This window comes from Mesorhizobium sp. C268A, from assembly GCF_040324475.1.
Lineage (GTDB): Bacteria > Pseudomonadota > Alphaproteobacteria > Rhizobiales > Rhizobiaceae > Mesorhizobium.
Window position 1 is genome coordinate 4093920 of sequence record NZ_JAMYVX010000001.1, and the last position, 14571, is coordinate 4108490.

General features: G+C 63.2%; 13 protein-coding genes. 8 read left to right on the plus strand and 5 right to left on the minus strand.

Annotated features, from left to right (window positions below; all coding sequences use genetic code 11):
* Positions 1–117: 117 nt before the first annotated feature.
* Positions 118–846: a response regulator gene (locus NKL06_RS19985; RefSeq protein ID WP_023670064.1), complete on the minus strand. Its 729-nt coding sequence runs from the start codon at positions 844–846 to the stop codon at positions 118–120.
* Between the two features lie 94 nt (positions 847–940).
* Between NKL06_RS19985 and NKL06_RS19990 the strand changes: the two genes are divergently transcribed.
* On the plus strand, positions 941–1645 hold the full coding sequence (locus NKL06_RS19990; protein WP_023693709.1) for a response regulator transcription factor: 705 nt from the start codon (positions 941–943) through the stop codon (positions 1643–1645).
* A 71-nt stretch (positions 1646–1716) separates the two neighbouring features.
* Here the strand turns inward: NKL06_RS19990 and NKL06_RS19995 are convergent, their stop codons facing one another.
* Together NKL06_RS19995 and NKL06_RS20000 are read right to left on the minus strand one after the other, a co-directional pair.
* Entirely contained in the window at positions 1717–1887 is a 171-nt protein-coding gene (locus NKL06_RS19995) for a hypothetical protein (protein ID WP_023670062.1), read from the minus strand.
* Between the two features lie 33 nt (positions 1888–1920).
* On the minus strand, positions 1921–2253 hold the full coding sequence (locus NKL06_RS20000) for a hypothetical protein (protein WP_023670061.1): 333 nt from the start codon (positions 2251–2253) through the stop codon (positions 1921–1923).
* 331 nt (positions 2254–2584) lie between these two features.
* Between NKL06_RS20000 and NKL06_RS20005 the strand changes: the two genes are divergently transcribed.
* Entirely contained in the window at positions 2585–3046 is a 462-nt protein-coding gene (locus NKL06_RS20005) for a L,D-transpeptidase (protein ID WP_023683946.1), read from the plus strand.
* Positions 3047–3210: 164 nt separating this feature from the next.
* Here the strand turns inward: NKL06_RS20005 and NKL06_RS20010 are convergent, their stop codons facing one another.
* Positions 3211–6294 carry an efflux RND transporter permease subunit gene (locus NKL06_RS20010; RefSeq protein WP_023693710.1) on the minus strand — a complete coding sequence of 1028 codons (3084 nt, stop codon included), beginning with the start codon at positions 6292–6294 and terminating at the stop codon, positions 3211–3213.
* Positions 6291–7595, minus strand: coding sequence for an efflux RND transporter periplasmic adaptor subunit (locus NKL06_RS20015; RefSeq protein WP_023693711.1), 1305 nt, complete (start codon positions 7593–7595; stop codon positions 6291–6293). The genes NKL06_RS20010 and NKL06_RS20015 overlap by 4 nt, the downstream gene beginning before the upstream one ends.
* 149 nt (positions 7596–7744) lie before the next feature.
* Between NKL06_RS20015 and NKL06_RS20020 the strand changes: the two genes are divergently transcribed.
* From NKL06_RS20020 to NKL06_RS20045, 6 genes are all read left to right on the plus strand, one after another.
* The gene (locus NKL06_RS20020; RefSeq protein WP_023693712.1) at positions 7745–8281 is read left to right on the plus strand and encodes a TetR/AcrR family transcriptional regulator; all 537 of its coding nucleotides are present in this window, start codon (positions 7745–7747) and stop codon (positions 8279–8281) included.
* Between the two features lie 347 nt (positions 8282–8628).
* Positions 8629–9417 carry a 3-hydroxybutyrate dehydrogenase gene (locus tag NKL06_RS20025; protein WP_023693713.1) on the plus strand — a complete coding sequence of 263 codons (789 nt, stop codon included), beginning with the start codon at positions 8629–8631 and terminating at the stop codon, positions 9415–9417.
* 140 nt (positions 9418–9557) lie between these two features.
* Positions 9558–10376: a chromate resistance protein ChrB domain-containing protein gene (locus tag NKL06_RS20030; protein ID WP_023670055.1), complete on the plus strand. Its 819-nt coding sequence runs from the start codon at positions 9558–9560 to the stop codon at positions 10374–10376.
* A complete protein-coding gene (chrA, locus tag NKL06_RS20035; protein ID WP_023693714.1) occupies positions 10373–11764 on the plus strand; it encodes a chromate efflux transporter in 1392 nt (463 codons plus the stop codon). Before NKL06_RS20030 ends, chrA begins: the two co-directional genes overlap by 4 nt.
* Positions 11765–12000: 236 nt before the next feature.
* Positions 12001–12987 (plus strand): methyltransferase, encoded by a 987-nt coding sequence (locus tag NKL06_RS20040; protein WP_023693716.1) that lies wholly within the window; start codon positions 12001–12003, stop codon positions 12985–12987.
* A gap of 375 nt (positions 12988–13362) precedes the next feature.
* Positions 13363–14568, plus strand: coding sequence for a pilus assembly protein TadG-related protein (locus NKL06_RS20045; RefSeq protein ID WP_352580799.1), 1206 nt, complete (start codon positions 13363–13365; stop codon positions 14566–14568).
* Positions 14569–14571 lie beyond the last annotated feature (3 nt).

The following is a 14571-nucleotide window of genomic DNA, read 5'->3' on the forward strand; positions in this document are numbered from 1 at the left end:
CACTGTTCCTGGAATTGCTAGAGCGTTTCACCGTTTCACGGAAACGGAGAAGCCTCTATCTCTTTGTTTTTACGCAATTCCGGGCGGAAAACCGCGTACACTTTTCCTGTAATTGCTCTAGTGCCCGTCACCGGTCGGCAGCGAGAAGATATAGCCTTCGCCGCGCACTGTGCGCAAAAATTTCGGATTGGCCGGATCGGTTTCGATCTTCTTGCGCAGCCGCATGATGCGAATGTCGACGGCGCGCGACGATTCAGGATCCTCAACAAAACCAATCGCCTCGGAGATCGCCGATCGCGTCAACAGCCGGTTGGCGCGGGTCAGGAAAACCTCCAGCACATCGAACTCGCTCTTGGCCATGTCGATGACGGCGCCGTTGGCGCCGGTGACAAGCCTGCCGTCGAGGTCGGCCTGGAACGGGCCGAAGGTCAGGCGGCGGCCGCCATCGGCTTGTGTCTTCGCCGCCTGGGGCGGGCTCGGCTGCGGAACGCGGCGCAGCACGCTGCGCACACGAGCCAGCACCTCACGCAACTCGTAGGGCTTGACGATGTAGTCGTCGGCGCCAAGCTCCAGCCCGACAATGCGGTCGAGTGCGGTGCCGGCAGCCGTGGCATAGATGATGCCGACCGGTATTTTCGAGCGCAGCCAGCGGCCGAGCGACAGTCCGTCCTCGCCCGGCATGGCGATGTCGAGAATGGCCAAATGAAACGATTCCGTCTCCAGCAAGGCGCGCGCCTCGGCCGCGCTTCCGGCCTGGGTCACATCGTAGCCGTTGGCGCCGAGATACTCGGCGACCGCGTCCCGGAGATCGGGCTCGTCCTCGACGATGACAATCCGTGCCCGCACTATGGCCTCGCTCCCGCTTTCAGCGGAAAGTAGATTGGGTATAAACATGATGTCCAGCACTCATATCCGGTTGCGGGGGAACGGGAAGAAAAACATGGCTGCACGATCCGTCATCGCGCTGGTTTCCGTCGCCGATGTGGTGGCCGGCGATCTTGCCGATCATCTCGACCGGCGCGGCCATGACGTGCGCGAGGCGCGGCAGCCCTGGGAAGCTGAATCCCTGCTTTCGTCCGGAGGCATCGATATCGTCATCGTCGGCGACAGCCTCAGCCAGGCGGAAGGGCGGGACCTGCTCAGGCGTTATGGCGGCGGCCAGAGCGCGGACGGGAAGGCGGGGCCGGATTTCATCCTGATCTGCCGGCCGGCCGATCTGGTCGACAAGGTGCTGGCGCTCGAGCTTGGCGCCGCAGATGTCGTCGAAAGTCCGCTCAATGTCAGGGAGCTTGCCGCGCGCATCGGCGGCCTGCTGACGCGGCGCGGCAGGTCCGCCCAGGAACTGATCGTGCTGGAAAATGCCACCGTCGATTTGCGGTCGGCCATCGTCATGCACCGTTCGGGTACGGAAGAACAGCTGTCGCCGGGCCAGGTGGCGCTGCTCAGGCTGTTTCTGGCCAGCCCGCGCAAGGTGCTGACGCGCGACGACATCATTGCGGCGGCGCCCGCCGAAAATGCCGATGCCTTCGACCGCTCGATCGATTCGCGCATCGTGCGGCTGCGCCGCAAGCTCGACACCGAAACCATCACAACTATACGCGGCGCAGGCTACCGGTTCGACCCGCCGACGCAGCGCGCCGACTGAGGGTCGGGAGGCTGGATTGTTCCTCGGCTCGCCCAAAAAAGCTGCGCAATCTCGGGCGCCATGCATAGGCGTCAGCGCACCACCAGAAGCGATGGTCCCGACGGCAATTCGCTGGCGACTACGATTTCGCTGGCGGCATGCGCGCGGTCCTTCAGGAGAACCGTGGCGAGACCGGCAAAGCCGAGCAGGCCTTGTGCATAGAGCAGTACCGAAAGCACGGAGGCTGCAGATTTCGTCTTCATCGGTTGTCCCCAAAAATCAGAACCGCGGGTGCTTCAGGATAAACCCGAAGTGCCCGCGTCGCCCACGGAGCCCCCCGTTGCGACGCGGGCCTTCGGTCCTCTCGGCAGCAAGTTGCCGGAGGGGCCGCGCATCCACTTCAACCCGAGGCCGACCCGCCAGAGGGCCCTGAGACGGTTGATGCGCAGACTGGAGACAATCCAGACCAAGGCTATGAACAGCGCGGCATGCAGCGTCGAAATCTCACCCGAATTCATCACCGCCAGTTTCGTCATCGGGGTGCCGGCTACTGTGCCGATGCCGCCGACGACAAATGCGGCGATGCTTATCCTGAAGAGCCAGGACAGGGTGGTCGATTTGATGCTCATTTTCGTTGGCGCCGGCTGTTCTCGTTGAGATGACTGTGCCGCGAGCCTGTAACCAGATCATGCCGCCCAGGCCGCGCTTTGTTGCAAGTCGGTTTCGAGCGAAGCCAATCTTCTTTCATATAAGGACATCAGCACTTTCGTTTGGGGGCGCGGTGCGTGATCGGGAGTGCGCAGCGAAGGCGGAGCACGCTTCCCTTGTCCACCTTGCTTGTTAACCAGAGGAAACAGATTCGAAACACAAACGAGCCTCAGCGAAGTCAGTCTGAAACATGGCGCGGGGATAAGGCGGCCACCGAATTGACGCCGGCAGGACCGGCAAAGAGGAGCCATCATGTACAAAGCCATTTCCGCCAAACTCATCAACGTCACCGCCGCAGCCGGCGGCGCCGCGCTTCTGCTTGGCACCGCCAACAGCACCGCCCATGCCGCGGCAAACCAGATCGTGGCGCGTGTTTCGCTGTCGCAGCAGACCATGGAAGTGCTGGTCGATGGCCGGCCGACTTTCGCCTGGAAGGTCTCGACCGGCGACAGTGCGCATGTCACGCCGACCGGCTCGTTCAAGCCGACCCGCATGCACGAGATGTGGCATTCGAAGAAATACGACAACGCGCCGATGCCGCATTCGGTCTTCTTCAGCGGCGGCTACGCCGTGCATGCGACCAACGCCATCAAGCGGCTGGGACGGCCGGCGTCGCATGGCTGCGTGCGGCTGCATCCCGACAATGCCGCCGACTTCTACCAGTTGGTCGAAACCTTCGGCCCGACCAACACCAGCATCGTCATCGTCAAGTAGCAGACTGCGTTTGGAGCGATGGTGCAGCGCAGCCGGCCAGGTCATGCCGCACCGCAAGTTCCCGCCTGAAGCTCCATCAGAGCTTCGCGGTAAATCAATCCAGTCAAAAAAGAGGCCGGAAATTTCCGGCCTCTTTTCGTTTGTTCGCTAACGCCGTTCGCAGCTCAGTCCGCGTGCACCGGCATCAGCTTCGGGTCTGGCTTTTCGGCGTGGTGCGGCAGGTCCTTGCTGGCGATGAAGGTGTAGAACATCGGCACCACGAACAGGGTGAACATGGTTCCGACCAGGATGCCGGTGAAGATCACGAGGCCCATCGAATAGCGCGCCGCCGCACCAGCACCACTGGACACGATCAGCGGCACGACGCCGAGCGCCATCGCCGCTGTCGTCATCAGGATCGGCCGCAAGCGCACCTTGGCCGAGGCGACGATCGCATCGCGCCGCCTCATGCCATGCAGCTCGCGCTGCTGGTTGGCGAACTCGACCAGAAGAATGCCATGCTTGGTGATCAGACCTATCAGTGTGATCAGGCCGACCTGCGTGTAGATATTGAGCGTTCCAAGCCCCAGATTGAGCGGCACGATGGCGCCAAAGATCGACAGTGGCACCGCCATCATGATGATCAGCGGGTCGCGGAAGCTTTCGAACTGCGCCGCCAGCACCAGATAGATGACGATTACGGCGGCTGCGAACGCGATAAGGATCGTGTTGCCCTGCTCCTTCTCCTGCCGGGACTGGCCGGAATAATCGATGAAGAAGGTATCGGGCAGGCTCTCCTTGGCAAGGTTCTCCAGGGTCTGCAGCCCGTCGCCCGTGGTGACGCCGGGAAGCGGCAGCGCTGATATCGTCGCCGAGTTCAGCTGGTTGAACTGCTCGATCGCGGCCGGCGCGGCGTTGGTCGAAATCTTCACTACCGCTGAAAGCGGCACCATTTCGCCGGTCACGCTACGCACGAAATATTCGCCGAGCTTCTCGGGATTGTCGCGGAATTCCTTCGGCACCTGCGGGATGATGTCGTAGCTGTTGGAGTCGCGGTCGAACTGAGCCACTTCGGCGCCGCCGACCAGCAGCGTCAGCGTCTGGCCGATGTCGGCGATCGGCAGGTTGAGAGCCGCCGCGCGGTCGCGGTCGATGGTCACCGTCACCTGCGGAGCGTCAAAGGACATCGAGTTTTGCACGACGATGAAGCGGCCGGAGGCCTGCGCCTTGTTCTTAATCTGCTCGGCCGCCTCGTAGACCTCGGCGGAACCACCGGTCGAGCGCACCACCATGGAGATCGGCAGGCCGCCGCCGGAGCCCGGCAGCGTCGGCGGCGCGAAGACGAAGGCCTCGACGCCGGCCACCTTGCCGAGGCGTCCCTGGATATCGGCTTGAAGCTCCTTTGAGTTGCGCTGGCGCTCGGCCCAATCCTTGAAGGCGAAGCCGACAAAGGCGCCGTTGGTGGCGCCGCCAAAGGCAACGGCGGAGAATTGCGCCCTGGTTTCGGGAATGTCCTTCACCAGGCCGAGGATCTGGTTGACGTAGGTCTCGGTGTAGTCCGAGGTCGCGTAGCGCGGTGCCGTCACGATAGACAAGAGGAAGCCCTGGTCCTCTTCCGGCGCCAGTTCGCTCGAGGTCTTGGTGAACATGAAGCCGGTGAGCGCAACCAGCGCCACGACCATCAGCAGCGTCACCGGTCGATTTCTCAAGGAGGCGGTGACCGCCCGCTCATAGACATGCTCGACACGGCTGAAGGTTCCGTCGACGACGCGCTGGAAGCGACTGTGCGATCCCGTCTTTAGCAGACGCGCCGCCATCATCGGCGTGATGGTGACGGCTATGAGGCCGGACAGCACCACCGAACCGGCGAGCGTCACCGCGAACTCGCGGAACAGCGCGCCGGTCAGGCCGCCGGTGAAGGCCAGCGGCGCGAACACGGCGGCGAGCGTGATGGTCATGGCCACGATGGCGGAGAAAATCTCGCGCATGCCGTTGAAGGCCGCCTGCATCGGCGACATGTGGTCCTCCTCCATGTGGCGATGGATGTTCTCCACCACCACGATAGCGTCGTCGACGACAAGGCCGATGGCCAGCACCATGGCCAGCAGCGACAGAAGGTTGATCGAATAGCCGACCGCAAACAAAAGAAAGCAGACGCCGACCAGCGACAGCGGGATGGTCACGATCGGCATCATCACCGAGCGGAATGAGCCGAGGAACAACAGGATGACCACGACGACGATGGCGACGGCTTCGGCGATGGTCTTGAACACTTCATCGATCGAGGCGCTGATCTGTTCGGTGGAATCGTAGACGATTTCGATGGTCATGCCTTTCGGCAGCGTCTCTTGAATCAAAGGCACGATCTTGTGGATCGCCTCCGCCGTTGTCAGGGGGTTGGCGGCCGGCGTCGGGAAGATGGCGAGGAAGGTGCCGGGCTTGCCATTGAAGCTCACCCTCGTGTCGGTGCTCTCGGCGGCAAGCTCGACTCGCGCCACGTCGCGCAAGCGCACCACCTGGCCGTCCGTCGAGCGCAGCGGAAGCTCGGCAAAGGCCTCAGGCGTCTGCAGCGTCGAGCGAACCGTGATCGAGGAGACGACATATTCGTTCTCGGTGTTGCCGGGCGCCGACAGGAAGTTGGAGTTGTTGATCGCCGCCAGCACTTCGGCGGCGGTGACGCCACGCGCAGCAAGCTTGACCGGGTCGATCCAGACCCGCATCGAATATTCCTCGGCGCCGAAGATCTGCACGTCGGCGACACCTTCGACCGTCGACATGCGGGGCCGCACGACGCGCTCGATATATTCGGTGAGCTGCTCCTTGCTCATGTTCGGATTCTGCATCGAGATGTACATCATCGCGAACTCTTGGCCGGTGCCCTTGACGATGACCGGATCCTTGGATGCATCCGGCAAGGTGCCGCGTACGCCCTGCACCTTCGACAGGACCTCGGTGAGCGCGACATCCGGATTGGAGCCGAGCTTCATCTGGACGACCACAGTGCTCGAAGACGGCCGGCTGGACGAGGTGACGTAGTCGATGTTCTCGGTCGAGGCGACGGCCCGCGCGATCGGGGCGGAGATAAAGCCCTGGATCAGGTCGGCGCTGGCGCCGGGATAGGCGGTGGTGATGGTGATCGCCGTCTCGTCAACCTTGGGATACTGCCGGATCGACAGGTTGAAGATGCCCTGGAAACCCAGGAGCAGGATCATGCAGGCGAGGACGGTGGAGAGGACCGGCCGGCGAATGAAGATGTCGGAAAAGTTCATTGCTGAGCCTGCTGGTTAGCCGACTTGCTGGGGTCAATGGTGTTGTCGACAGCGACGGACATGCCGTTGAAGAGACGGTTCTGACCGGCGGTGACGACCTCGTCACCGGCCTTGATGCCCTCGATGATCTCGACCATGCCGTCGTTGCGGCGGCCGGGCTTCACGAACACCTGCGACAGCACGAGCGCCGGCTTTTCCGGTTCTGCCGCGGGCTTCGCGGGGTCGACAGCCGGCTTGTCCGCGGGCTTCGCCGCGGCGTCTTCGGCAGCCGGTTTCGCGTCTGCCGGCTTTGCATCTGCCGCCGGCTTTGCTGCGTCGGCCCCTGCAGCAGGCTTTTCCTCGGGTTTCGCGGCTGGGGCGCCTTCCGCCGGCTTCGCCGGAACGACGACGAAGACGAAGTCGCCATAGAGGCTCGACGTCAATGCCGTCTGCGGCAAGGACAGAATGTTTTTCTCCTGCGGCAGCTCGACGCGAACCTGGACGAACTGGCCGGGCGTCAGCTTGCCGTCAGGGTTGGCGACCTCGCCGCGGACGGACACCAGGCGGCTTGAAGCGTCGATCTTGGGATCGATGCCGCGAATGGAGCCGGCAAACGGCATGTCGGCGCCGCCGCTGGTGCCGCCGAGGCCGAGCCGCACCGCCTGGCCTATCTTGAGCAGCGGCAGCTGCTGTTCGGGTACCGAGAAATCGACCCGCATGGTGTCCAGATCCTGCAAGGTCACCACTGCGTTGCCGGGCGAGAGATATTGGCCGAGGTCGATCTTGGGGATGCCCACGGTGCCGGCGAACGGCGCCGTCAGCTGCTTCTGATCGAGCACGGCCTGCAGCTTGTTGACCTGCGCGGCGGAGGCCGATGCAGCGGCTTGAGCGGTGTCGAGCGTGGCATCCGTTCCGACGCCGCGCCGCTGCAGCTCCAGCGCGCGTTCGAGCGCCGTCTTGTCGGACACGGACTGCGCCTTGGCCGCGACCAGATCCGCGCGTTCGACGGCATCGTCGAGCTGCAGCAGGACCGAATCGACCGGCACCTTCTGGTTGGCATGGAAAAGGATGTCCTTGACGATGCCGCTGGTCTCGACGGTAAGGTCGACACCGCGCACGGCGCGTACCGTGCCGATCGCCTCGACCCCCGGCGTCCAGTCGGAAGGCTTGACGACAACCGTCGATACGGTCGTCGCCGGCGGCTTCATGGTGGCGAAATACTGTTTGATAGCGTTGTCGCGGAACAGGTTGAAGCCGACAACGCCGACGCACACCAGAGCGAGCAGAAGCAGAATTGCGGTGATAGAGATGAAGCGCTTCACGAACTGTCCCCTCGGCCGATGTCCGGCAAAATAGCCGAATAGCGGGACACTTATCGACGCCAGGTCCCGATTACAAATGACGGCGAACTTACTGTACCGTCTGGACGGTCTTGTCAATTCCGCCTAGGCTGGTGCGGGGGAAGGGATCGATGAAGACCCAAAGGGCAAATTCGCGCGACAAGATACTCGCCGCCGCCGCCGATGTCGCACGCGAGACCGGTCCCGGCAGCCTGTCGCTTGACGCCGTCGCCAGCCGCGCCGGCGTGTCGAAAGGCGGCCTGTTATATAACTTTCCGACCAAGGCCAAACTGATGCAGGGCCTGGTGGAGAATTACCTGCGCGCGTTCGAGCTGGCGCTGGAATCGGGCCGTGTCGCCGGCGCCAGCGGCGAGAGCCTGCTCGCCACCTATATCCGGCTCTCGGCGGATGATTGCGAGGAGCCGAAGCCGACGGCTTCGTGGATATTCTCGGCGATCGCCGAGGATCCGGATTTCCTGACGCCGATAAAAGCCTTCAAGTCGCAGCTGCTGCAGCGGCTGAAGAGCGAGACGCCGGACCTGAAGACGCTGCTGGTCTGCTTTCTGGCCATCGAAGGGCTGCGCAGCATGAACCTCTTCGATTCCGACGTGCTTTCCGCCGACGAACGCCGCTTGCTGGTATCGGCCCTGCTGGAGATTGCGGGATAGCTCAGGGCGTCGGATCTAAGAAGCGATACGGGCCGGGCGGAAAGGACGGTTGGTGAGCGGCATGGCATAGGCACGCATCACGACATCGGCGATTTCAAGCTACAGCCCCCTTATTCGTTGGATCGATGGTTCAGGAATGACTGCGCGAATGCGCGGCCGACTATGTTGCGCCGCACCATAACACTGCCGTGTCAGCCTTGACGTGTCAGCCTTGAGACGGCGCTCGGCGAGGCCGGCAAAGCGCGTTTTAGGGCTGTAACAGCGCCGACATATGGTTATGGCGTTGTCATGTTGCGGCGCACAAACTATGTGTCTTTGTAGTCCCTCCCAACAGTCGCGAGATCTCCATGGGTTCCCTTTCTTCGAAGAATGCGCTCGTCACCGGATCGACCAGCGGCATTGGCCTGGCCATTGCCCGCGCCCTTGCCGCCGAGGGCGCCAACGTCACGATCAACGGCCTTGGCGAAGCCCCGGCGATCGAACAGGAGCGCGCCGGCATCGAGAAGGATTTCGGCGTCCAGTGCCGCTACTCCGGCGCCAACATGATGGACGGCGCAGCGGTGACCGCCATGGTGCACGAAGCCGAGCAGGCCTTGGGCAGCCTTGACATTCTGGTCAACAATGCCGGGATACAGCATGTCGCGCCAATCGAGGAGTTTCCCGATGACAAGTGGGAAGCCATCATCCGCATCAATCTGCTGGCCGCCTTTTACGCGATCAAGGCCGTGGTGCCCGGCATGAAGGCGCGCAAATGGGGCCGCATCATCAATACCGCGTCGGCGCATGCACTGGTCGCCTCGCCGTTCAAGTCGGCTTACGTCTCGGCCAAGCACGGCATAGCGGGTCTGACCAAGACGGTAGCGCTGGAAGTCGCGCAGGACGGCATCACCGTCAACGCCATCGCGCCCGGCTATGTCTGGACGCCACTGGTCGAAAAACAGATCCCCGACACGATGAAGGCGCGCGGCATGACCGAGGAACAGGTCAAGCACGACGTGCTGCTGGCAGCGCAGCCGACGAAGCAATTCGTCACCGTCGAGGAGCTCGCCGCGCTGACTCTGTTCCTGTGCTCTGACGCAGCCAGACAGATCACCGGCACCACCTTGCCGATGGATGGCGGCTGGACGGCGCAGTAGGCGCGGTCCCCCGGCGCCGCTCTTTCCTTGACAAAGGCGAAGGATCAATCCAGCATTGTGGCAAGGGGTTCCTTCGCGACGACCCCGTGAGGCGTCAGCCCAATGATCGCGTCCAAACTCTCACTCTGGAGGTGGACGCCATGCCGTCAACAACCGCAATCACCGTAGCGCAGCTTTCCCGCCTTGTCGGTCTGTCCGACGCGCCTGTTCTTGTCGATGTCCGCATCGACGAAGACTACGACGCCGATCCGCGCCTGCTTCCGGCCTCGTGCCGGCGCGACTTCAAGTCTGTTTCGAGCTGGGCGGCCGAGTTCACGGGGGCTCATGCTGTCGTCATCTGCCAGAAGGGGCTGAAGCTCTCGCAAGGCGTTGCCGCATGGCTGCGCCATGAGGGCATTGCTGCCGAATCCCTTGAAGGCGGCTTCGAGGCGTGGCAGGCGGCCAAGGGACTTCTGGTCAAGGCCGACAAGATACCGCCCCGCGACGACAAGGGCCGCACGGTCTGGGTGACGCGTGCCCGCCCCAAGGTCGACCGCATCGCCTGTCCCTGGCTGATCCGCCGCTTCGTCGATCCCTCAGCGGTGTTCCTGTTTGTCGAGCCGTCTGAAGTGCTGGCGGCCGCCGATCGGTTTGGGGCAGTTGCCTTCGACATCGACGACGTGTTCTGGAGCCATCGCGGCGAGCGCTGCACCTTCGACACGATGATCGAAGAGTTCGGGTTGCGGTCCGAAGCGCTCGATCGCCTTGCGCTGATCGTGCGTGCAGCCGATACGGCGCGCCTCGATCTCGTACCGCAGGCGGCCGGGTTCCTCGCTGCATCGCTCGGGCTGTCGCGCATGTTCCGCGACGATCTCGAACAGCTTGATGCCGGCATGCTGCTCTACGATGCGTTCTTCAGATGGTGCCGCGATGCCACTGACGAAACCCACAATTGGCCCAGCGCGGGCAAAGCGCCATGAGCGCCCTCGCCGCGGACGACGATGCACAGGCTACCGAGGCTCCGATCGTCCCGACCTTCCGCCAAGCCGCGAAACTGTGGGCAAGGATCGGCCTGCTCTCCTTCGGCGGGCCGGCCGGACAGATCGCGCTGATGCACAAGGAATTGGTCGAGGATCGCCGCTGGATCGGCGAGCAGCGGTTCCTGCATGCGCTCAACTACTGCATGCTTCTGCCAGGCCCCGAGGCACAGCAGCTCGCCATCTATATCGGCTGGCTGCTGCACCGGACCGCCGGCGGCCTCGTTGCCGGCATCCTGTTCGTGCTGCCCGGTGCGTTTGTCATGCTGGGCCTCAGCATCTTCTACGTGCTTTACAATGATGCGCCCGTCATCGAGGCGCTGTTTTTCGGCATCAAGGCGGCGGTGCTGGCCGTCGTCGTCGAGGCGGTCCTCCGCATCGGCAAACGGGCGCTCAAGAACCGGGTGATGATGGCGATCGCGGTGGCCGCGTTCCTTGCCATTCATGTCATCAGGCTGCCGTTTCCGCTGATCATCCTGGTTGCAGGGCTGACCGGCTGGATCGGCAACCGCCTGGCACCGGCGCGTTTTTCCGGAGCCGCACGCGGCAAGGACAATTTGCCCGATGTCAGGGGCGCCGTCGACGTCATGTTCGAACGCGGCGAACTCGCTCACACCAAGCCGACGAAATGGCACGCGCCGCGCACCATCGCGATCTGGCTGCCGATCTGGCTCGGGCCGGTCATACTGATCCTGGCGCTGACCGGCCCTGCCAGTGTTTGGGCACAGCTTGGCGGCTTCTTCAGCCTGATGGCGGTGGTCACATTCGGCGGCGCCTACGCCGCACTCTCCTATGTCGCGCAGGCAGCGGTGACCTCGTTCGGCTGGCTGGCGCCGGGTGAAATGGTCGATGGGCTTGGCCTGGCCGAGACGACGCCGGGACCATTGATCCTGGTGCTGCAATTCGTCGGCTTCGTCGCCGCCTATCGTCACGCCGGTGCGATGGGACCGCTTGTCGCCGGATCGCTCGGCGCATTGCTGACGCTCTGGGTGACGTTCGTGCCGTGCTTCTTCTGGATCTTTCTCGGTGCCCCCTACATCGAGGCGCTGCGCGGCAACAAGGCACTGTCGGCCGCGCTGAGTGCGATCACAGCGGCTGTCGTCGGCGTGGTGATGAACCTTGCGCTGTGGTTCGCACTTCATGTCGTCTTCGGCGCGGTGCACCGCGTTGGCCTGGGCATGGAGGTGCCGGTGCTGTCGTCGCTGGATTGGCGTGCCGCGCTGCTGGCGGCAGCCGCTATGGTCGCCATGCTGAAACTGAGGATCGGCATGCTGCCGACATTGGCCGGCTCGGCGCTGGCCGGACTGGCGCTGCTGGCCTTGCCTGCGTAGCGTTCGAAGGCGCGGCCAGCCATCATCACAGCCGGTTTTTGAGGTATGCCGGGGCGGCGCACAACGGTCGCGGGCGCTGGTAGGATCAGCGCCGGCCCCGGAGATACCCTTTATGTCGAACCCGATACCGCCAAGCTGAACCTGTTCGACGTGGAGAGCGACGCGCTGGTGAACTGATTTGACGAGGTTGGCCGAGCTGTTCAAAGTCGATCCTGGATCGCACAACGGGATATGACATGGTGGATTCCGATCGGATCGACAAGCTGATCGCAGGGGTGCCCCCTGCCTTGGCGCTTCGTGCCGGGCTGGACCTTGGCATCTTCACCCGGCTCGGCGGCGATGCTGCGACTGCCGACAGCCTTGGGGCAGCGCTCAAAGTCGAGCCCGCTCGTCTGTCGCGGCTCCTCTACGCGCTCGCCAGCATCGGTCTCCTCGAGGTCGAGGATGGTCAGTTTCGCAACGGAGCCGAATCGTCGGAGTTTCTTGACGCGTCCAAGCCGACCTATCGCGGCGGCGATCATGTGCTGCTGCGCGAACTCTGGGGAGCCGACCTTTTGACCGCAGAGTCGCTGCGGCAGAACCGGCCGGCCGCGCTGCATGACTTTTCCGAAGCGGGGCTAGAATCCGCAGCGGCCTTCAGCCGCATGCTCGCACCGGGAGGGGTGATTTTCGGCCGGAATCTGGCCCGTGAGCTGGACCTCTCGGCGGTCCGTTCGGTGATCGACATCGGCGGCGGCGCCGGGACCATTCTGGTCGGACTTCGCGAGCGATGGCCGCATATTGCGGCGACTTTGATGGAACTCCCGACGGTCGCAGCGGTCGCACCAGCGATCCTGTCGGAATACGGTGCCGGCGATGTGGTTGTCGAAGAAGGCGACATAACGGTCGCGCCATCGACCGGCCGGCATGACTTGGCAATCCTGAAGGCCGTCGTCCAGGTCCTGCCGCCGGACCAGGCGCGCAGTTCGATCCTGAACGCGGCGCGTTGCCTCACCCAAGGAGGCGAGATCGCAATTGCGGGGTGGGGTGTCGTCGATCACGACCGTCTCGGCCCGCCTGAGGGTGTCTTTCTCAATCTCACCTTCCTGAACCTTTACCGCGCAGGCGAATCGTACACGGAAGGTCAGTATCGCGGGTGGATGGCCGGGGCTGGGTTCCGGGATATCTCCAGGTCGCAGTTGACCGACGGCACCACGTTGTTTCGTGGGCGCCTCACGGACTGATCGTGGCTGGAGTGGTTGGTTTCGAGCGTGTGGCCCTCAGAGCCAGCCCCGGACGGATTGCACAAAGTTCCTGAGGCGGCGTGAGCCGATCTTTCCCCTTACCGGGCAGCGCGGTGTCCCCTGTCTTCTCGATAGCTTCTTCGCAGAGGGGGCATTTAAATGTCACTTGGTCGACAACAAAGTTCGCGATAGCGGCATATTTCGCATTCATCGATTCTGGGGCGGTACCTCCGACAGGATGATGCGCGGTCGCTGCAATTGCGCCTAGCACGTTCGACTACGTCGAATCGGAATGGAGTTTTTAGACATTCGTTTATCTATTCGTGGTTTCTAATACATATGGCATCCAACGCGTTCACCCGGATTTGGTTTGCTTTGGGCCGCCCAACGCGCGCCACGAACGGTAACGTTGCCGTCATCTTTGCCTTCACCTTGCCGGTCGTGGTCGGCGGCGCCGGCCTCGGTGTCGAGACATCCTTCTGGTACTACAGCAGCCTCAAGCTGCAGGCCGTCGCCGATGCCGCGGCCTATGCCGGTGCGCTCGAGAAAGTCGCGGGTTCCGATAACCCGACCATCATTGCCGCCGCCACGCAGTCCGCGACCTCGAACAATTTTGCCACGCCGGGCACGATCCAGGTCAACACGCCGCCATTGTCCGGCCCGAACACCGCGAAGAAGGCGGTAGAGGTCATCGTCAAGCAGAATCTCGATCGCTACTTCACGGCGATTTTCAACCAGGCGCCCGTTGCCGAACAGGCAAGGGCGGTGGCGCTGATCAATGACGCCTCCAAGGCTTGTGTGCTGGCGCTCAGTCCCTCGGCCTCCCAGGCTGCGCTCTTTTCCGGCAACACCACCGTCAACCTCACCGGCTGTTCGGTCATGTCGGACTCGATTGCCTTGGACGCCATAAAGACGCAGGGCTCGGCTGTGCTCAAGGCCGACTGCCTGATCACGGTCGGCGGCATGGTGCTGAACAATCCAGCGACCACAGTCTGCAAGTCCAACATCACCCGAGCCTTGCCGGCAGCCGATCCTTTCTCCGGCTTGGCGACGCCGACAGCAGGCAACCCTTGCAAGAATGTCAACGGCAACAAGACGTCGCAAACACTCCAGCCTGGCACCTACTGTAGCGGCATGAGCCTCAGCGGCAACGTCACCCTGCAGCCCGGCGTCTACGTCGTGCAGGGCGGTATGAAGGTCAACGCCAACGCGGTCGTCGCCGGCAGCGGGGTAACCATCTTCATGGCAGGCAGCAACACCGTCAGCATGAACGGCAACGCCAAGGTGACGCTGAGCGCGCCTACCTCCGGAGCCTATTCCGGCGTGCTGTTCTACGGCGACAGGACCGGGACTGCGGCGCAGAGCACCTTCAACGGCACCGCGGCCTCGCTTTTGACCGGCGCCATCTATTTCCCCAGGCAGCAGGTCAACTACCTTGGCAACTTCTCCGGGAACGGCGGCTGCACTCAGGTCGTCGCCGACACCATCCAGTGGTCCGGCAGTACGACCATCAAGCAGGACTGCACCAGCCTCGGGATGAAGAACATTCCGGCGACGCAATCCGTTCAGCTCGTCGAGTAGCGG